The sequence below is a fragment of the Enterobacter cloacae complex sp. HYC074_NIDB genome (genome assembly GCF_056673345.1).
Map to the genome: position 1 here is coordinate 1,226,970 of NZ_CP114214.1, position 18,472 is coordinate 1,245,441.

The window sequence follows — 18,472 nt, forward strand, 5'->3', positions numbered from 1 at the left end:
TGATACTGGTTATGGAGAGCGATATGACCCCTTTGAAAGAAATTGGAGAGTGCCTGATTGGTGCTGGCGGCCGTGAATACTTCTTCCGGCCATCGTTCCGTAACATGACGCGGATCGGCGAACCAGAGCATATCGTCCGCACTTTCTATGCGCTGTTCAATGATGACGTGGCGAAGATGCTTGATGCGGCCCGGGAAATTCACAGTGCTATACCGGAGCATCAGCGCAGGTTTTACGCTTACTACTTCGGTGATATTTCCCTGCCGAAGTGGGCTCTGGATGCAGCAGGTTCAGCTGCTTATGTGCGAAAGGCATTGCTCTCGGCTATTAACGTCATTCAGTCATGCTGTGACGAGGACGTTTCTGAATTGACAGGCTGGCACGAGCCATCACGCACTAGAAGGCGTACGTTTGTATGGCGCCGTGGCGCTCTCCCGCCTGAGAATCTGATTCTGATAGCTCAGTCGCTGATCATGCATGGTGTTATCGGCCGGGCGAAGGTTCGAAAGTTGCAGAAGCACGAAAGCAAGGAAACAACGCCGGAGTTTCATGCGACTGAATACATCATGGCGGCGAGAAACCATTTCGGGATCAGCAGGGAAGAGGCTGAAAACCTTACCATGACCGAATTCGCCATGATGCTTAACGCCAAATACCCTGACCAGAAAGGCTTCACCAGGGAAGAGTACGACGCTGTTATGGACGATGACGATCGCCGCTGGCAGGAAATGGTTGAGCGCGAAAAATCAGCAAAAAAAGCGGCCTGAGTTAATAATGAATGTACCGTAATCGCCTGACCGGGCGTAATATGGCTCGACAATAAAACTCAGGGGATAAGAGTGAAGAAAATACTTTTGGCTTTGGCTATTCCGCTGGCTATGGCTGGCTGCAAGCCGGGTGAAGAAAAGGCAATTTCTTTGGCGCAATCAGAAGTTTCAGCAAACCTGCTTGATCCAAGCAGTGCGCAATTCCGCAACGTGAAAGTTGCAAAAATGATGGATGCTGACGAGGGCCGGGTCTTTGCTGTAGTTTGCGGGGAAATTAACGGCAAGAACGGTTTTGGGGCCTATGCAGGGTTTCATCCATTCTTCGTTGAGCTCAAAATGAAATCGAAGGGGATGTTCTCAAAAGGTGTCGACTACACCCTTGGTGATCACTTCCTCAGCTCGAAAGATACGCCACCACCGCCGGCCTACATCGAACGATGCCAATAAACGACACGAATAACAAACCCACCAACCGGTGGGTTTTTTTATGCCCGGAGAAAACTGATGTCTGAGAAAGCAGGCGAGATTTATTACGACATCGAGGCCGATGTATCTGGCTTGCTCAAGGCCCAGGGAAAGGCTAATAAGTCGCTCGACTCCATCGGCAACTCGGCGACCAATGCAGCCAAAAAGATGGATGAGTTGCAGACGAACATCAACCGCGTCGCCGGGGCAATTGCCGCCTCACTCGTTGTTGACTGGGGTAAGGCGTTTCTCGTAGCTGCTGACAACATGAGCCAGCTCAACGCGCGTATAGAGAGGCTCACTGGTAGCGCAGCGACAGCCTCGCAGACTATGCAGAATCTGATGCGCATCAGTTCGGCAACGGGTGGTTCGCTACAGGATACAGCAAAGCTGTGGGAGACTCTCAGCACGGCGTTGCGCGATACCGGAGCGACCAACGGCCAGATAATCCAGCTTACCGAAACACTTCAGAAAATAGGTCGCATTGGCGGATCCTCGACAGAAGAAATGGCGAATGCTCTTCGTCAGTTCGGCCAGTCAATTTCATCAGGTACTGTCCGGGCGGAGGAGTTCAACTCCATCCTTGAGCAAATGCCGGAACTGGCGCGCCAGATTGCCGCCGGGATGGGTGTAAGCATCGGAGAGCTTCGTCAGCTCATGCTGGACGGGAAACTGACGGCAGAAGATGCTCTCAACGCCATTCAGAAGCAAACCGGCTCAGTGAATGCAGAGTTCGAGAAACTCCCGCGCACGCTTTCACAGGCTAATACCGCGCTGACCAACTCATTCCTGTCGATGATTGACTCTGTTAACCAGGCGACTGGAGCAAGCACAGGGCTGGTTGCGGTTATCGATTCAATGACTGCTGCACTCGACCGGCTGGTGGGTAAAGCGGCGTCGGCAGATGCTCAGATATCGGATCTGAACAGCACCGCTGAAATGTTTACCCGCCGCGCGCGCACCTGGTCATGGCTTGGGCTTGATGGTTGGGAGGCGCAAAACAAAGCGCTGGCCGGGCTGAGTAATAAAGCCGCCATGCTGGTTGGCGACCTGGCCGCTGTTTCCAAAGAATCGCAGACCGCGGCTAACACAAAGCCGATCGAGATTAAAACGACCGACTCAGCTACTGGCGGCAAAGCGAAAGGCGGAAAGTCTGCGGCACAGAAAGAAGCTGAGCAATACGCTAAAGCGCAGGACTCGATAAACGAAAAATTGGAAGCCCTGAGACAAGAATCTATTCTTGCAGCAGGTTCAACCAGCGAATTAACCCGTGAGCAGCAACTACTAAGGGCAGAGATGTCTCTTGGTGCCGATGCAACGGATGAACAGCGACAGAAGGCAAGAGAGTACAAAGCACAGGCTTTGGATACTGCTGAAGCATTGAAAAAGCAAGCCCAGGCAGAAAGAGATAAGCAAGCTGCGCAGTCCAACTTCAGCAGCCTACAAAGCCAAGCTTCTCCTGTGGCTAGCGTTGAAAGCCAGTTTCAGCAGCAGATTGAGCAACTCAACCAGTACGCTGCGCTCTATCCTCAGAAAATAGCTGAGGTAGAGGCTGTAAGGGCTAGCATTGAGGAGCAATATCGCCAAAAAAGACTCGATGCTCAGTGGCAAGAATTAAGCCAAATGAATATCGGCTTCGGCATGCTAACGAGTGCCGTGGATGCCTTTGGCGGAAACGCATCAAACGTCATAACTGGACTGATCACAGGAACGATGTCAGCTCAGGATGCTATGCGCTCACTCGGTAACACGATGCTGAATAGCGTGGTCAATGCGCTTGTCCAGGTTGGGGTTGAGGCTCTCAAAAACTTCATCATCGGTCAGACATTGGGCGCAGCGGCTACTGCTGCTGGAGCATCTCAGGCTGCAATCTTGGCTACAGCTTGGGCTCCTGCCGCCGCCATGGCTAGCCTCGCTTCATTTGGGGCCAACTCAGTTCCTGCCATGACAGGAATTGCTTCAACGGTAGGCCTGGCACAGGGCCTTGCTTTAACCGGTATGCGTTACAATGGCGGCCCGGTGAATGCAGGAGGTCTTTATCAGGTCGGTGAGAGAGGGAAGCCGGAGATTTACCAGGCCAGTACCGGCAAGCAGTACATGATACCGGGCGACAACGGCAAGGTGATCAGCAACAAGGATATGCAGGGTGGGGGAGGCATCAACGTTGTCTTAAATGTTCAGAACTATAACGGTTCATCAATAGATGCTCAGGCCAGTTCTGACGGCAATGGCGGCGTGACTGTGGATTTAATCGTCGCTGACCTGAACAACGGCGGGCCAATCAGTAACGCCATAACCAGCAACATGAACGTTAAACGCACGCCAAGGGGGCAGGGCTGATGCCAATTATCGAATATCCCGACTGGCTGCCGCTGGCGCAGAAGGCCAGCAAAAACATGACGCTCGATACCGGGTTCCAGACCGATCAGCCAGCGGTCGGACCGGCTATCTTCGAGAATCAAACCGACGACCTGAAAGTGACCTGGTCGCTGACGTGGATCTTCACTCTGGCTGAGGAGCGAGCATTCCAGCAGTGGCTGCGCAGCCCAAACTATCTCAACCGGGGCCTGAACTGGTTCCGGATGAATATCAATCTGGGTGGTAGTGGCCTGCAACTCCAGGAGCTTCATTTCACCCAGATGCCGGTGCAAACCAGTATCGATGGCGGAGTGGTGACATGGACAGGAACCGTTATTGCCAACCATCTGTACAACGCTGACGACGAATTCGACGACGCAATTGTTGAGTTGCCGCCGCCATGGCCTTCAGTGCTTGATATCGTGGTGACTGGCTATCCGGACGGACGCGATCCGGAATCGCTTCCGAGAGTGCCGTAATGCCTACATTCAGAGCTTATAAGCAGCAGCGCCCGACTCGTGGGCTGTACGACACCATCACGTTCTACCATCCATCCTTTGGCTACGTCCTCCTTGTCGACAAGCAGTTCTTCCCGAAGACGCTTGGCGGCCAGACGTACACGCCAGCGCGTTTTGAAATCGAAGAGAGTCAGCAGAGCGGAACGCCGGTCATCGACGCGACGGTGAAGTTAGGGCGGCTTTCGTCTGACATCAAAGCGCTGATGAAGCAGTGGAAGGGCGCGGCCCGGCTGAAGGCCATCACGGCCACAAGGCAGATCTTCGACAGCGGCGACGTGTCTGTGCCGATTAAGTCCTGGCAGCTTTACGTAAAGACGGTGGATATCGATGCCGACGCCGCATCGGTCACTCTGTCTGTCACCAACCCGCTAAACAACAACATCGGAAGGCTCTATGACCCAACGGAATACACTGGCCTTCAGTACCTCTGATTTTATCAGCAGGATGATCGGCGTGCCGTGGGCTAACCGGGCCTGTTCGTTCGAAAAGGTGGATTGCTGGGGGCTGGTGGTGCTGTATTACCGACACGTTCTCGGCATTGAGCTGCACCAGACACCGGGTTACGAAGCCGGGGAAGATTTCTTCACCTGCTATCAGGGAGACGTCGTTTTCTGGCGCAAGGTCGATAAACCGGTCGAGGGCGGGATATTCGTCGGGTACCGCGGCACGCAACCGGCACACGTTGGCCTGGTACTGAACCGGCAGGCGCTGCACTCGCGTGGAGAGAACGGAAGCGTGCGCATGGACTCGTTGCTGGTCATTCAGCGGGCATTCACCAAAGTGGAGTACTTTTCGTATGGCGCTGGTTGAGATATCGAATTTTCCAGGAACGCCTAAGCTGCGTTGTAGGGTGCCAAACGGCACCCTTTTTTATGACTGGCTGGCGGCCAATGACGCTACTTTCCACCGTGACCTGCTGATTGTCCGCAATGGCGTAAAGCTGGGTGACGATGATGAGCTGGCGTTTGAGCTGAGCGAGCTGGACCACATCCAGATATTCGACCAGCCAAAGGGCATTGTCGGCGACATCCTGAGCCCGATTTTTAAAGTCGTTGGCCAAGTGTTTTCGTTCCTGGCGCCGAAGCCGGCAATCGCTAACAACGGCGGTAATACCGTCGACTCGCCCAACAATAGCCTGACCGGTCAGACAAACACGGCGCGCGTATATAAGGCCAAACCGGACATTTACGGGCAGATTCGTTCGTTCCCGGATCTGATTCAGGAATCAGTATTTGAATACGTGCACCAGACGTCCACCGACGGCGGCCTGAAGTACGTTACAGAGTGGATGTGCATCGGGATCGGCAAATATGATTACGAGTCCGTGCGCTACTCAGAATCAAGCCTCGGTTCACTGGCCGGTGCCGAATTCCAGTTCTTCCAGCCTGGCGAAGTTATCCCGCAGATCGTCGAGGGATACGGATTCGATGACGTTGACGGTCAGGAAGTTCCCGGTCAGAACGAAGCCAGCGACTTCCCGATCGAAACAGCAACGGCAAACACGGTTGTCAGCGGAACGTATTCCGGCGGCCAGATAGCGATGAAAATCGTTAAGCAGGCTGAGTTCGACTATTTCATGGGGCTGGTTCTGCCGCACGCGGTTACCTTCACCATCAACGTGACGTACAGCACCGCCTCCGGCAACGTTACTACCGATGCAACATTCTCCGGCACGCTGATCTCCGCCGTTGAAACAAACGACGGCGCGGTTGTTGACCCGGTGCGCTGGTACACGTTTACGATGAACCAGCTGGAGGGGCCGCAGGACATCCCGGCGAATGCCACGATCAACACCACGAAATTCATCCTCAACGATAACGAGGCGCTGGTGGTTGGGCCGTTCTTCTCTCCAGTTGAGTCAACCCAGTTGTGGCTTCATACGCAGTCCAGCCTGGGCGGTAAGAAAGAAACGAACTGGAAGGTGGTCATCTGGAAAATCGACGACGACTACAACCAGGTGCCGGGAACGCAGCAGACGTTTACTTACCGGCAGACGACGCCGCACCAGTCGACGAGCGAGGTGTTTTATCGCACTGACAAGATCACTCCGACCGGCGGGTTCGGGAAATACGCGGTCAGCTTCCAGCGCACGGATAACTCCGGTGACGCGTCACTGCTCAAGGTCGAAGAGATCCACAGCATCAACATCAGGACAAACGTCGTTCACCCGACCGACACGCTTGTGCGAGTAAAAGTCCGCGCGACAGAGAACGCTCTTGGCAGCCGCGATCGCAAATATAATGCACTGGTGACGCGCCACACCATTACGTACGACCTGGACACGCAGACGGTGGATTACACCCTGAGGCCGTCGCGCTCGTTCGCTGATGCAGTGGCTCACACCTGGCTCATCATGGGTGAGCAGCCGGTAAGCAGCATTGACCTGTACGGGCTGTACTCGATCGCCGAAAGCCTGCCTGATGAGCGACTGGGCTACTTCGACTACACGTTTGACGACGAGAACGACTCACTCGGCGACCGCGTGCAGGCGATCTGCAATGCGGCGTCGGTGGTGGCGTACTGGGATGACGGCGTGCTGACGTTTACTCGAGACCAGAAGGTTGATTACCCGGCGGCCGTATTCAACCGGGCGAACATGAAAACTGACGAGTACAAAATGACATACGAGGCCACGCTTCCTGGCGGCTACGACGGCGCACAGGTGTCCTACGTCCACCCGACCACGAACAATAAGACGTACATCAACTACCGCGTGCTGAACGGCGCCATAGTCGAGCAGGAAGCGGAAAACCCGAACAAGCTGGAGATAGTCGGCTTCCGTAACGAGTACCAGGCCCGAGAACGAGCTCTGCGAGAAACCAAGCGCCTGATTTACTCACGCGTGAAGATGAACGCCAAGGTGTTCGAAGACGGCATTATCCAGGTTGGCAGCGTCATTCAGATGCCTGACATCTACGACAGCAACCAGCAGCAGGGTTACATCACCGGCCGATCCGGGAATAACTTCGATACCAGCGATCCGATCACGTTTACCGGCTCGATGTATGTGCTGGTGACCGACAGTCTGGGTAACCCGACGCTGCGCTATCCGGCGACGGCCCGCAGCGACACGAAGTACGGATTCAACGCGGCTATCCCCAACATTCAGCTCAATATATGGAACGGTGACACTGTGCAGCTACCGTCGCGCTATCTCATTGCGACAGTGGAGGAGTTGAACAGTCAGCTATGGACGGTCAACAGCATCAAACCGAACACAGATAACACGGTATCTCTGACCGTCGCGGAATACAGCGACGCCATCTACCAATAAGAACCGTCCCCGACCAACCAGACCCGGCCACCGCGCCGGGTTTTTTTATGGAATTAATATGGCTACGACACCAACAAACCTGCCTGTCCCAAGCGAATCTTATCGAGACCTGAAATTTAACTCGGGGAAAATTGATGAGTTCGTTACTTCGCTGGTAAACACTTATGTTGACCGGTTCGGGAATGAGCATTACACGATTGAAGGTCTGCGCTGGCTGGCGCAGCAGGCAATTGCGCAGTATGGATGGATACCTGTAGGCACCTTCCAGGATGGCGCTACGTTAACGACTCCTAATCAAATACTGAAAGATGAAACAGATGGAGAATATTACCGTTGGGATGGGGCTTTTCCAAAACTTGTACCTGCCGGATCCACTCCTTCAACATCTGGCGGAACTGGCGTAGGGGCATGGCTTAGCGTAGGGGATTCTACTCTTCGTGCTATGCTAGCAGCGCCAGGAGGAGACAAGCTGATAGGTAGTTCATGGGGTGGCGGTAGCGTTTGGGATGATTACGCAGCTAAGAAAATAATTATTCAGGCGGTAAACATTTACCCAACAATGTCCAATGCAGAGATTAATGTAATATTAGCATCTGGCGGAACTATCTATTTCAACGCAGGAACTTATACAGTTTCATCTGCAACTGAAACTTTTAAGCTTGGTCAAAACAGTAGAGTGCATTTTCATCCAAATGCGCTTTTAAGTGCCGGTGCTGATGGCGTTACGGTTCTCCGGGCATCTTCGCAGGATGTTGGAAGTTCGTTTATCAGAAACTGTAAAGTATTTGATCCTCGTATTAGCTTGGTTGGTTTTAAGAACTGCACCGGTATGAGCCTGTATAATGCACGAAATAATACAGAAATTATCGGGTCATGGATAGATATGGGGCTTGGTGATGGGAACACAGGGGCCCTGATCGATCACTGGTGCTTTGGGGTGAGGTTCTATGACTCAGAAGTACTAAATGGCGGGGTTGGTAGTTCACGCATAATAATAAGAAACGGAGCTAATGCAATAACCATTAAAGACCATGTAGGGTACAGCTCAGACCATACTGGACCATTACCCGATTATGGAATAGTAGTTTTTAATGGTATGAATGGGGATTTCAATTTCCCTGATGGGAGCGATCTCTGGCCGACTGCTTGTGTTAATATAACTGGTGGTTATTCTCAAAATACAAGCCGATATGGGTTACTTGAATCTGGTGTAAGCACCTTTCTCACCGGAATGTATTTTGAAAGGAATGCAATATCAGATGTATCGTTAAGGACTGGCAGTTATTACTTTACAAGCCAGGCTACCCACCACAGTCTAAATGTCGGGGAGTCATGCTTTAGAAGTTCAGGGGCTAATCACGCAACAATCGGGCCTTTCAACCCAGCAGATCGCAGTATCGGACAGTATAACTTCCCTACTGGATCAAACTGTCATGCAGATGGTAGCAAGATGTGGGGGGCATTCCTTGATACCGGCATTGGTGTGACTGATGGTTTACGCCTTGACATTGGCGCCGGATCAGTAAAGCAGTATTCATCAACAACTCTTCCTATAAAGATTAGGGAAGGGTTTAGATGTTATTTTATAAATGTAACATCAGGAATGAACATAACAACTTATGGGAGCCCATATGATGGTCAACAAATAACATTAATTCTAAGAGGTTCCAGTATCACATCGTTACTTTTTGCTGGTGTCAATATAGATGTTACCGGAGCAAATACCACTCAGACAAAAACCGCTTCGGTTATAGCTACATATTGGGCAGCGATAGGAAAATGGACACTGACGATGACAAGTTGGACCGCTTCTTCTTGAACTCTTGAATGGGCCAGATGGACTGGCCCATCAGATTTACTGAAATATTTCAGGGTGTGATTTTTTTAGCATTCCGCCAAAGTTTTTCGATCCATTAAGAGTAAAGTGTCCCGCGTCAAAGTAATAAAATGATTTATCATGTTCATCTAAAAGTTTGCAATCGTAGTTGCTCCCGCATTGGATATCCATCGCTGAGATGTAAGTAACTCTTCCTGCATATTCTTTATGTTCAGAGAAAAATGCCTTCAAATCGTTATTAGTTTTAATTTTTGGTCTGTAATAATATTTTTTTGAATATTCATTAACCATTTCAACAGTTGTTTTCTTCTCAGTCATGGAGTTGGCAACTATATCAACAGCGCTTTTAGTATAGGTCATTTTTGGTCCAATGACATAAATGTGAGCTTTTGTTTTTGATAGGTATGCATTTAATGACTTCCTCAAATTAAGCAGGTCTTCTTTCGCCCAATCATCGTGCATAAATACTGTGTCAGCATCCATTAGAGATTTATTGTTGATAGCCTTATGGAAAACCGGAGGGCATTTGTCTTCATATTGCGGGTAGTTTGGGGTAAACCCAAAATTGGAACAATAGGAGGTTGTTCTGAGATAAGTGATATCCCCTTTAAGTCCATTCTCGGTAAGCGCATAGGTTAGATCAACTCCATGTGAGTTTCCTACTATGACAATTTTCTTGTTTCCGTTAACTGGGACTGGCTTTTCCTTATCACCGTCAACCCAATACCTAGCTCTTTCTTTAGCAATATCTTCAGATGTAAGGAGTGCATAAGGGAATCTCGATGCAAAACCTCCGTTTTCACTGGAATAAGCAGATACGCAAAAAGGTATTAAAGTAATTGTTACAATGGCTGCAATTTCTTTATAGGTATGTTGTCCTAACTTATTGAATACTTTCTTTGTGTTATTTTCAATAAGGTAATAAGATATGGCTCCTAGAATGAAAGATAAAATCACCCCAGCGAACAAAAATAAAGGCTCGGTCAAGCCAAAATAATTCAATGCCACTACCACAGGCCAATGGAATAGATATACAGAGTACGATATTTTACCAATGAATTGTGAAATTGGATTGCTTGATACCCATGAGTCATGGCATGAAGCGATAAAAACGGCAGCGGCGGAAACAGGTATCAAAGCAAGCAATCCGGGCCATTGATCGTTTTTGTCTAGTAAGACAATAGCTGATGCCATGATGAAAAGTGATAAGTAATGCAATATAATGCGATAAGTTTTGTTTATGTTTAATTTGTTTAAATATACCAACCCGCCAAGAACCATCTCCCAAGATCTAGCTGGCAAAAGATAGAACGCTTCAGATGATTTGTTTGATTCAACAAAATAAATTGATAGGGTTAGGCTTATTATGAAAAGAAATTGAAGGACATTATTTATAGCCTTCTTGTTAATTTTGTGAACAATAAACATCAACACTGGTAATAACATGTAGAATTGCCACTCTACAGATAATGACCATGTATGAAGAAGCCATTTTTGGCTTGCCGAGGCGTCAAAGTAATTAATTTCTTGGAAATATATAATATTAGATATAAATAATAAGCTTGAGTAAATATGTCTACCAAGCGTCTCGAAATCCGCCGGGGTAAGGAAAAACCAACATGTTATGAAAACTAGTAAGCAGGTGACAGATAGCGCAGGGATGATTCTTTTGGCTCGGTCCAAGTAAAACTTAATAAATGAAAAGCTTTCACTATCAAGCCTTGAATGTATAATTCCAGTCATCAAAAAACCTGAAATTACAAAGAATATATCTACTCCAGAGAATCCTCCTGAGAAAAAAGGGGTGTCGAAATGATAAAGTACAACTGATATTACTGCTAGCGCTCTCAATCCGTTAATATCTTTTCTAAAATTAATCATTGTTATGTCTTGTTGTTTAGTAAGTAAAAATCAGCATTTTCTGATTATAACATCAAAAAAAACCTTGATCGACACTGTAGATCGATAATACTGTAATTATATACAGTATGGTTTTTGAGGTTGCTATGCAGGCAAACACTCAGCGATACAGGCTTGAACAGCTGTGTGGTGTAAACCGCTATTCGTGCCTGGTTGAAACTTCAGGTGGTTACGCGCTTTTTCAGCCTGAACTTGTGCCCACCAACGGAACGCGCGTGCTGGTGCATGCGTTCGGCCAACTACAATTCGCGGTCGTTATGGGCGGTTCGCTCATCACCGAAGACGGTGAATGCATAGAAGGTGATGCTTTAGATGAAGTCGATGTCATGGGAGTTGTGACCTTTTTTATCAATGGCGCTGCGGCGTTCACAGACGACAATCCGGTGATGTGATGTTTGCCCTGGTCGATGTGAACTCATTTTATGCCAGCTGCGAGACGGTATTCAGACCAGACCTGCGTGGTCGGCCGGTGGTTGTTCTTTCGAATAATGACGGCTGCGTAATAGCGCGTAGCGCAGAAGCAAAGGCAGTCGGGATAGCGATGGGGGAGCCGTTCTTCAAGCAGAAGGAGTTGTTCCGGCGCGCTGGTGTAGTTTGCTTCAGCAGCAACTACGAGCTCTATGCAGATATGTCCAGTCGGGTAATGACCACGCTGGAAGAAATGAGCCCGCGCGTGGAAATTTACAGCATAGACGAAGCCTTTTGCGACCTTACCGGCGTAAGGAATTGCCGTGACATGACTGAGTTCGGGAAAGAGATCCGCGCGACTATTTTACAGCGGACACATCTCACAGTCGGCGTCGGCATAGCCCAGACCAAGACGCTGGCTAAGCTGGCTAACCATGCTGCGAAAAAATGGCAACGGCAGACTGGTGGGGTCGTTGACCTCTCAAACGTCGACCGGCAGCGCAGGTTAATGGCGCTTGTTCCTGTGGAGGATGTCTGGGGCGTTGGCCGGCGCATCAGCAAGAAGCTGAACGCTATGGGCATCAAAACCGCACTGGACCTCTCAGAGCAGAGCACGTGGATTATCCGTAAACACTTCAATGTCGTGCTGGAGCGCACCGTCCGGGAGCTGCGCGGGGAGCCTTGCCTCGATCTGGAGGAGTTCGCGCCGGTAAAGCAGGAAATTGTATGCAGCCGATCGTTTGGCGAACGTATTACTGACTATGAACACATGCGGCAGGCGATTTGCAGTTATGCAGCCCGTGGAGCTGAAAAGCTACGTGGTGAGCATCAGTACTGCCGTTTTATCTCCGCTTTCGTCAAGACCTCTCCGTTTGCGCTCAATGAGCCGTATTACGGAAACAGCGCATCGGTAAGGCTGCTCACGCCAACTCAGGACAGCAGAGACATCATCAACGCCGCGGTAAAGTGTCTGGACAAAATATGGAAGGACGGTCACCGATACCAGAAAGCGGGCGTCATGCTGGGTGACTTCTTCAGTCAGGGGGTGGCCCAGCTCAATCTGTTCGACGACAGTGCGCCTCGACCTGGTAGCGAGAAGTTAATGGAAGTACTGGATCACCTGAATGCAAAGGACGGAAAGGGCACGCTCTATTTTGCCGGGCAGGGTATACAGCAGCAGTGGCAGATGAAGCGTGAAATGCTGTCGCCTCGATATACTACGAGATTTTCAGATTTGCTTGTTGTCCGATAAAAGAGGTGCGCACCTGATAAATCTTACAATCGGATCGGTGGTGATTATGCTGATGAAGGCATTGGGCGTAAAGCGGCAAGTTGCGAAACTGGAAGGAGCTACGCAAAGTTGGTGGATCGGGAAATTACATAGCGATGTCTGGTGGCATGGCTATGCATTCTCTGTGTCATAGATGTGTCATGCATGGATGTATCACAAGAAAACGAGAAAGCAGGTAACGACACGTAATGACACAAACGCGTTGCGAGCGCGGAAAAACCAATGATATTACAGTGCGTTAAATAGTACTCTACGTTCTTCTAAGCCGTAGGTCGTAGGTTCGAATCCTACAGGGCGTGCCATTTAAAAACAGGCGCTTACGCCAGTTTCAAGCCAGCCTGATTTTCTCCTTGTGTCGTATTTGTGTCATGGTTGCCAAAAATGGCATCAATTTTCCGTGCGTGTTCGCTTAAGTGGTTCGGTGCCAGGTGAGCGTATCGACGGACCATTTCGATGGACTCCCAGCCGCCCATTTCTTGCAGAACGGACAACGGCACGCCGGACAGAATTAACCAGCTCGCCCAGGTATGCCGGAGGTCATGAAAACGGAAGTCTTCTATACCCGCTCTTTCCAATCCAATGCGCCAGGCGACATTGTCATCCACTCGCATTTTGCGGACAGCCGGAGTGACGGTTTTATCCGGGCGCGTTGATGGCTTCGTGTGAACGAATACCCACCTGGAACTTTTCCCGATCTGATCCCTTAACACCCTGCATGCGGTATCATTCAGAGCCACGCCGATAGCCTTGCCCGCCTTCGCGTTCTCCGGATTTACCCATGCAACCTTTCTCTGCATATCGACCTGCTGCCACTCCAGATCAATAATGTTGGAGCGGCGCAGGCCGGTTGCCAGTGCAAATATCACCACCGGCTTTATCGACTCCGGCATGCAGGCAATTAACCTTTCTGCCTCGTCCCTGGTCAGCCATCGGATGCGTTTGCTGATCGGCTTTTTGGTTTTTATAACCGGGGCCGTTTTAATCCAGCCCCAGTCATTTGCCGCAGCCTTGAACAGAGATCGCATGAACGAAAGGTGCTGGCTCTTTGTCGCCTGGCTTACCGGTTTCTCAACATACGGAGGCGGCTCTTTCCCCCGGCGTATAGCCGCGTCCCGGCGCGACTCCCACACCTGAATATGCTTGCGGTTGACCATCTTCGAAACAGCTTCATGAACCTGATCAGCCGTGATGGTTGAAATATCCCGGCCGGAGAAATGCCGCAGGAAATATTCGATTTTGGTCTTATCGTCATCAAGTGACCGCTTATGCTCCTTCTCGCGGATCCACCTGATGCAACATTCCTCAAACGTCCTCGTCGGCAGTTCCCCGATTTTATCAACCCGCCACGCTTCAGCCTTCAGTTTGTCGTGCAGCTCCTGCGCTTGTTTCTTGTCCCCCGTTCCAAGAGATTGTCTAATTCTTTTTCCTGACGGCGTAACGAAATGACAGTGCCAGACGCCGCCTCTGAGGGTGATTGACATAAAATTTCTCCTTTATGTTCACCCGCGCTCGCGGAAACAGGATCGCGCGGGTCATGTAAATACGCAATACAGGCGACGTCGGTCGTGCGGTATTTGTTCCCGATCTTCTTCCCGGCCAGCTGCCCCGAGTCGATAAGACGGTAGACAGTTCTCGGTGAGGTGATTAGTAGTTCTGCCGCCTGTCTGGCTGTCAGTGTTTTTGCCTCAACCATGTATTTCCTCCAGGCAAAAAGAACCCGGCGAGTGGCCGGGCAAAAGGGATCACGAGGCAGTGCTTTCGCACCCAATAGCCAGCTCATAACTGGCTATCAGCTGCGTCATTAAGTGAAATAGAAAAAGGCATCTGATTTAGTCCGCATAGCTACCCATGCGCTAACCATCTTTCCGGTCTTTGTTGCATGATGTACGTTAGCGACAAAATGCATCTGTTGCGTATTACTTCGCCAGTGGGGCATCCCAAGTAGCCGACGTGCGGCCGCGTTACTCTTCATAATTTCTCCTCACACTGCACGTTTGGCGTGCGATATTGATCCATTAAAAAACCTCGCCGTGGCGAGGTTTATCGATTGTTAAAATTTAGATATTGGTATGGGCTTTAACTCTGTTATTGCCTTTTCAATCTCTTGTTCTGATGGCTTCTGATCATATGCAATTTGGTATATGTATTTTTCTTTCGTATCTGGATCGACCCAAACATATTCATGGACAGGGTATCCTTGTTTCTTACCTGTGCTGATATTTGCATAGTAAAACACAGGTGACTCCACTTTCATTTTCAAATCGATTACTGGGCCATCATTCCTAAAAACTAAGCAACCTGGCATAAAAAGTCCTCGTTATGCGGGAAATATTATTCACTTATGACCCTACACTTTGTCGGTCAAAATGCGCAAGTTGATTAACTCATAGTTTACTGGTCAGGCTGGATTATCCTGAACATTGGGCACCACCTTAAATTCAATTACCCAAACCCATGGGTTGGCCTTCCAACTTTCCTCGCCGTAGATTGATTCCCACAGGTACTTAAATGCGCCTGTTGCCGTTGGTCTTCCGGTCATATTGTGGTCTGCAATGCAGTCGTAACAGTCCTGTGAGTCAGCAAGTGCATCCATGTCGATTCCTTCCGCTTCTGCATCCGCTTCACTGATGCCATTCAAGCGCTCCACCCGCACGCCGGTAACTTCCAGCAGAATGCGACAGGCTGCGTGAGGCATGTGGATAGATGGTTTCCAGCACGAACGGCCATCTTCATAGCCATCGTCATCACCCCAAGCAAAATCCCCATCTGCTGCGTAGATAGCGTGACCAGTGTAGTAACCACTACCAAACGGCATTTCGTGAATGGCTGTGGCAGGACGGTCAGGGTTCCATGGCTGAATGCGACCGTCCTCATCCAGTTCATGACTCACTACTCCCCACGTTTCCCGTACCCAGATGCGATCGCCAACCAGACCGAATGGACAATTACTGGCAAGGCTGTGTCCTGGAATTGCAGGAACAGATTTCATGCTCCGGACCCATCCAGCACCGTATACCTCATAAAAACTACCATTGAGGACAGGCTGTACCTTCATGATCCTGCGTGTCTGCGTCTTCCTGCCGTCGAGAATGGCGCACACCATCTCGCCGTTAAAAATCATTCCGCGCTCTTTCACTGGTGCCCCCTCTGCTTATTCTTCAGCTCAATGACGGATTGGCAATCCGCGCATGTCTGGCATCCGGGAACGGCAGCGCGCCGCGGCTCGGGAATTGGTTCGTCGCACTCTTCACAACGCCCAGCTGATACGGCATTACGGTCGATGCGGTGAGCGGAAAGGGCAGCGTTACGCTGAAGCTCTTCAATCTCAGCTGCGGTATCGATGATGTCGGCCATAATCACTGCTCCCATGTCTTAAGATTCTCCCCGCAGAAGGGGCAGAAGTTCATAGCGATACCACGTCCGACATACTCGCCGGAGTGTAGTTGTGCAATATCGATTGCCGGCTTGCCAGTGCTGAAATTCACTCGTTCAGGGATAAACGCGCCTTTCGAACGATATGATGGGTTTCCATATTCGAGGGACTTAGCCAGCATGTCGCAGCGATTAATTAGATTTCCATTCAACGTACACTTATCGCTCATGGTCAATGCTCCCGGAACTGTCGGTTAATACGGTTGAAGGTGAACGCCAGCAATAAAAAAGGAGCCTTAAGCTCCTGGGTTATTAGTGCCTTCATGCTGCACCGCCTTCATTCTTCTCAGCTTCCACTGCCATCTGCTCAAGCCGTCGCGATAGCTCGGCGGCCAGCGTCTGGAATTCTTCATCGGTCGCCACCGGGATCGGCACAAAGCGAATCCCGATGTGCGCCAGGTGGTTGGCAATTTCGAGGCTTTTCCTCAAATCAACGGGTGCGGCTCTGTTCATGCTGGTAACCCTTTCACTGCGAGGAAGGTAGCCATCGACTTATCGACCATCTTCGTGTTGTGGTATTTGGAGATCGCCCAGGTGATGGCAAAGAGTATCCAGCGGAAGTGGCTGGTGTAGGTTTTGAACGTCAACCCGTCGCAGACATCCCACGCACTCCAACTTTCGGGCCAGTCAGCGTTATAAACTGCCTGATATGCTTCCCAGTCATTGCTAAATCCACCACGGCATAATTCACGGACTACCTCACGAACCTTGGCTTTATCACTGTCTCGAGTATCGTCTTCATCATCCCAGTCTTCGTCTTCCTGCTGGTCTTCTGGAGCATCTTCCAGATACTCGCTCATTGATTCCTTCAGGCTCCGGCAAAAAGCATCATGATCGTACTCTTTCGCCAATAGATCACATGCTGAATAGCCAGCGCCAGCCTCCAGCTTTTCTGACCAGTAACCGGTGTTAATCCCGTCTTGCCACGGACCGAAAAATTCGAACATGTCCGCGATACGGGAGAATGTCCAGGTGATCTTACCCAGCAATAGTGGACACGCGACTAAGTGAGTAAACTCTCAACCAGAGGTGACTCACATGACAAAACCAGCATCAACCACCAAAAAGCCACGCAAGCAGCACACGCCTGAATTTCGTCACGAAGCCCTGAAACTGGCTGAACGCATTGGGGTGGCCGCAGCCGCCCGCGAACTTAACCTGTATGAATCACAGCTCTACAACTGGCGAAGCAAACAGCAAAATCAGCTCTCTTCTTCTGAACGCGAACAGGAGATGTCCGCAGAGATCGCCCGTCTGAAGCGTCAACTGGCAGAACGGGATGAGGAACTGGCCATTCTCCAAAAGGCCGCGACATACTTCGCGAAGCGCCTGAAATGAAGTATGTCTTCATCGAAAAACATCAGGCTGAGTTCAGTATCAAAGCCATGTGCCGTGTACTTCAGGTTGCCCGTAGCGGCTGGTACATCTGGTATCAGCGTCGTTATCAGATAAACCGGCGTCAGCAGTTCCGCCTTGTCTGTGATAACGTCGTCCGGGAAGCATTCAGTGACGCAAAACAACGCTATGGTGCGCCACGCCTGACGGATGAGCTTCGTGCTCAGGGTTACCGGTTCAACGTGAAAACCGTGGCAGCCAGCCTGCGTCGTCAGGGGCTGCGGGCGAAAGCTTCACGAAAGTTCAGTCCGGTCAGTTACCGCGAACATGGTCTGCCAGTCTCAGAGAATCTGCTGAAGCAGGACTTTTACGCCAGCGGCCCGAATCAGAAGTGGGTGGGTGACATCACGTATCTTCGCACCGGTGAAGGCTGGCTTTATCTGGCCGTGGTTATCGACCTGTGGTCGCGGTCAGTCATTGGCTGGTCGATGTCCTCGCGGATGACGACACAGCTAGCCTGCGATGCGTTACAGATGGCGTTGTGGCGGCGTAAACGTCCGGAAAATGTCATCGTGCATACAGACAGAGGCGGTCAGTACTGTTCAACGGATTATCAGAGCTTACTGAAACGCCATAATCTGCAGGGCAGTATGAGCGCCAGAGGCTGTTGTTATGACAATGCCTGTGCAGAAAGCTTCTTCCACACGCTGAAGGTGGAATGTATCCACGGAGAGGACTTTGCCAGCCGGGAAATCATGCGAACAGCAGTGTTTAATTATATTGAGTGCGATTACAATCGGTGGCGTCGTCACAGTGCCTGTGGCGGTCTCAGTCCGGAACAATTTGAAAACCAGAACCTCCCTTAGG

The 18,472-nt window shown here is 50.4% G+C and carries 20 protein-coding genes; 11 read left to right on the top strand and 9 right to left on the bottom strand.

What is annotated here, in order from left to right:
- The first annotated feature begins 23 nt into the window (after positions 1 to 23).
- The 8 genes from O1724_RS06055 to O1724_RS06090 all read left to right on the top strand — a co-directional run bounded on the left by O1724_RS06055 (position 24) and on the right by O1724_RS06090 (position 9,201).
- Positions 24 to 767, top strand: coding sequence for a DUF6246 family protein (locus O1724_RS06055; protein WP_479983938.1), 744 nt, complete (start codon positions 24 to 26; stop codon positions 765 to 767).
- 72 nt (positions 768 to 839) lie between these two features.
- On the top strand, positions 840 to 1,214 hold the full coding sequence (locus tag O1724_RS06060) for a hypothetical protein (protein ID WP_479983939.1): 375 nt from the start codon (positions 840 to 842) through the stop codon (positions 1,212 to 1,214).
- Between the two features lie 57 nt (positions 1,215 to 1,271).
- On the top strand, positions 1,272 to 3,572 hold the full coding sequence (locus O1724_RS06065; RefSeq protein WP_479983940.1) for a tape measure protein: 2,301 nt from the start codon (positions 1,272 to 1,274) through the stop codon (positions 3,570 to 3,572).
- A complete protein-coding gene (locus O1724_RS06070) occupies positions 3,572 to 4,069 on the top strand; it encodes a hypothetical protein (RefSeq protein WP_421637969.1) in 498 nt (165 codons plus the stop codon). The genes O1724_RS06065 and O1724_RS06070 overlap by 1 nt, the downstream gene beginning before the upstream one ends.
- The gene (locus O1724_RS06075; protein WP_479983941.1) at positions 4,069 to 4,539 is read left to right on the top strand and encodes a hypothetical protein; all 471 of its coding nucleotides are present in this window, start codon (positions 4,069 to 4,071) and stop codon (positions 4,537 to 4,539) included. Before O1724_RS06070 ends, O1724_RS06075 begins: the two co-directional genes overlap by 1 nt.
- Positions 4,502 to 4,918 carry an NlpC/P60 family protein gene (locus tag O1724_RS06080; RefSeq protein ID WP_479983942.1) on the top strand — a complete coding sequence of 139 codons (417 nt, stop codon included), beginning with the start codon at positions 4,502 to 4,504 and terminating at the stop codon, positions 4,916 to 4,918. The genes O1724_RS06075 and O1724_RS06080 overlap by 38 nt, the downstream gene beginning before the upstream one ends.
- On the top strand, positions 4,905 to 7,382 hold the full coding sequence (locus O1724_RS06085; protein WP_479983943.1) for a host specificity factor TipJ family phage tail protein: 2,478 nt from the start codon (positions 4,905 to 4,907) through the stop codon (positions 7,380 to 7,382). Before O1724_RS06080 ends, O1724_RS06085 begins: the two co-directional genes overlap by 14 nt.
- 58 nt (positions 7,383 to 7,440) lie before the next feature.
- Positions 7,441 to 9,201, top strand: coding sequence for a tail fiber/spike domain-containing protein (locus tag O1724_RS06090; RefSeq protein ID WP_479983944.1), 1,761 nt, complete (start codon positions 7,441 to 7,443; stop codon positions 9,199 to 9,201).
- A 36-nt stretch (positions 9,202 to 9,237) separates the two neighbouring features.
- Here the strand turns inward: O1724_RS06090 and O1724_RS06095 are convergent, their stop codons facing one another.
- A complete protein-coding gene (locus tag O1724_RS06095; protein ID WP_479983945.1) occupies positions 9,238 to 11,100 on the bottom strand; it encodes an acyltransferase family protein in 1,863 nt (620 codons plus the stop codon).
- A 125-nt stretch (positions 11,101 to 11,225) separates the two neighbouring features.
- On the opposite strand from O1724_RS06095, the gene O1724_RS06100 reads away from it, so the two are divergent.
- On the top strand, positions 11,226 to 11,531 hold the full coding sequence (locus O1724_RS06100; protein ID WP_223307846.1) for a hypothetical protein: 306 nt from the start codon (positions 11,226 to 11,228) through the stop codon (positions 11,529 to 11,531).
- On the top strand, positions 11,531 to 12,799 hold the full coding sequence (locus O1724_RS06105; protein WP_479983946.1) for a Y-family DNA polymerase: 1,269 nt from the start codon (positions 11,531 to 11,533) through the stop codon (positions 12,797 to 12,799). The genes O1724_RS06100 and O1724_RS06105 overlap by 1 nt, the downstream gene beginning before the upstream one ends.
- 356 nt (positions 12,800 to 13,155) lie before the next feature.
- On the opposite strand, the gene O1724_RS06110 is transcribed toward O1724_RS06105, so the two are convergent.
- The 8 genes from O1724_RS06110 to O1724_RS06145 all read right to left on the bottom strand — a co-directional run bounded on the left by O1724_RS06110 (position 13,156) and on the right by O1724_RS06145 (position 17,217).
- Complete coding sequence (locus tag O1724_RS06110; RefSeq protein ID WP_234833972.1) at positions 13,156 to 14,313, bottom strand: tyrosine-type recombinase/integrase; 1,158 nt, start codon at positions 14,311 to 14,313, stop codon at positions 13,156 to 13,158.
- Positions 14,196 to 14,618, bottom strand: a complete 423-nt coding sequence (locus O1724_RS06115; RefSeq protein ID WP_332963073.1) for a helix-turn-helix domain-containing protein — start codon at positions 14,616 to 14,618, stop codon at positions 14,196 to 14,198. The genes O1724_RS06110 and O1724_RS06115 overlap by 118 nt, the downstream gene beginning before the upstream one ends.
- Positions 14,619 to 14,639: 21 nt before the next feature.
- Positions 14,640 to 14,810 carry a stationary-phase-induced ribosome-associated protein gene (gene sra, locus O1724_RS06120; protein ID WP_176691030.1) on the bottom strand — a complete coding sequence of 57 codons (171 nt, stop codon included), beginning with the start codon at positions 14,808 to 14,810 and terminating at the stop codon, positions 14,640 to 14,642.
- Positions 14,811 to 14,888: 78 nt separating this feature from the next.
- Positions 14,889 to 15,143: a hypothetical protein gene (locus O1724_RS06125; RefSeq protein ID WP_126297480.1), complete on the bottom strand. Its 255-nt coding sequence runs from the start codon at positions 15,141 to 15,143 to the stop codon at positions 14,889 to 14,891.
- Positions 15,144 to 15,236: 93 nt separating this feature from the next.
- Complete coding sequence (locus O1724_RS06130; protein ID WP_479983947.1) at positions 15,237 to 15,974, bottom strand: hypothetical protein; 738 nt, start codon at positions 15,972 to 15,974, stop codon at positions 15,237 to 15,239.
- Positions 15,971 to 16,192 carry a TraR/DksA family transcriptional regulator gene (locus O1724_RS06135; protein ID WP_126297478.1) on the bottom strand — a complete coding sequence of 74 codons (222 nt, stop codon included), beginning with the start codon at positions 16,190 to 16,192 and terminating at the stop codon, positions 15,971 to 15,973. The genes O1724_RS06130 and O1724_RS06135 overlap by 4 nt, the downstream gene beginning before the upstream one ends.
- Before the next feature lie 339 nt (positions 16,193 to 16,531).
- Entirely contained in the window at positions 16,532 to 16,723 is a 192-nt protein-coding gene (locus O1724_RS06140; protein WP_094166578.1) for a DUF1382 family protein, read from the bottom strand.
- Positions 16,720 to 17,217 (bottom strand): hypothetical protein, encoded by a 498-nt coding sequence (locus O1724_RS06145; protein ID WP_251842328.1) that lies wholly within the window; start codon positions 17,215 to 17,217, stop codon positions 16,720 to 16,722. The genes O1724_RS06140 and O1724_RS06145 overlap by 4 nt, the downstream gene beginning before the upstream one ends.
- A gap of 91 nt (positions 17,218 to 17,308) precedes the next feature.
- On the opposite strand from O1724_RS06145, the gene O1724_RS06150 reads away from it, so the two are divergent.
- Positions 17,309 to 18,471, top strand: a protein-coding gene (locus O1724_RS06150) for an IS3 family transposase (RefSeq protein WP_463726416.1) whose coding sequence is annotated in 2 segments (ribosomal slippage) — positions 17,309 to 17,570 and positions 17,570 to 18,471 — 1,164 coding nt in all. Because the reading frame shifts where the segments join, the coding sequence is not laid out codon by codon here.
- Position 18,472: the final 1 nt, after the last annotated feature.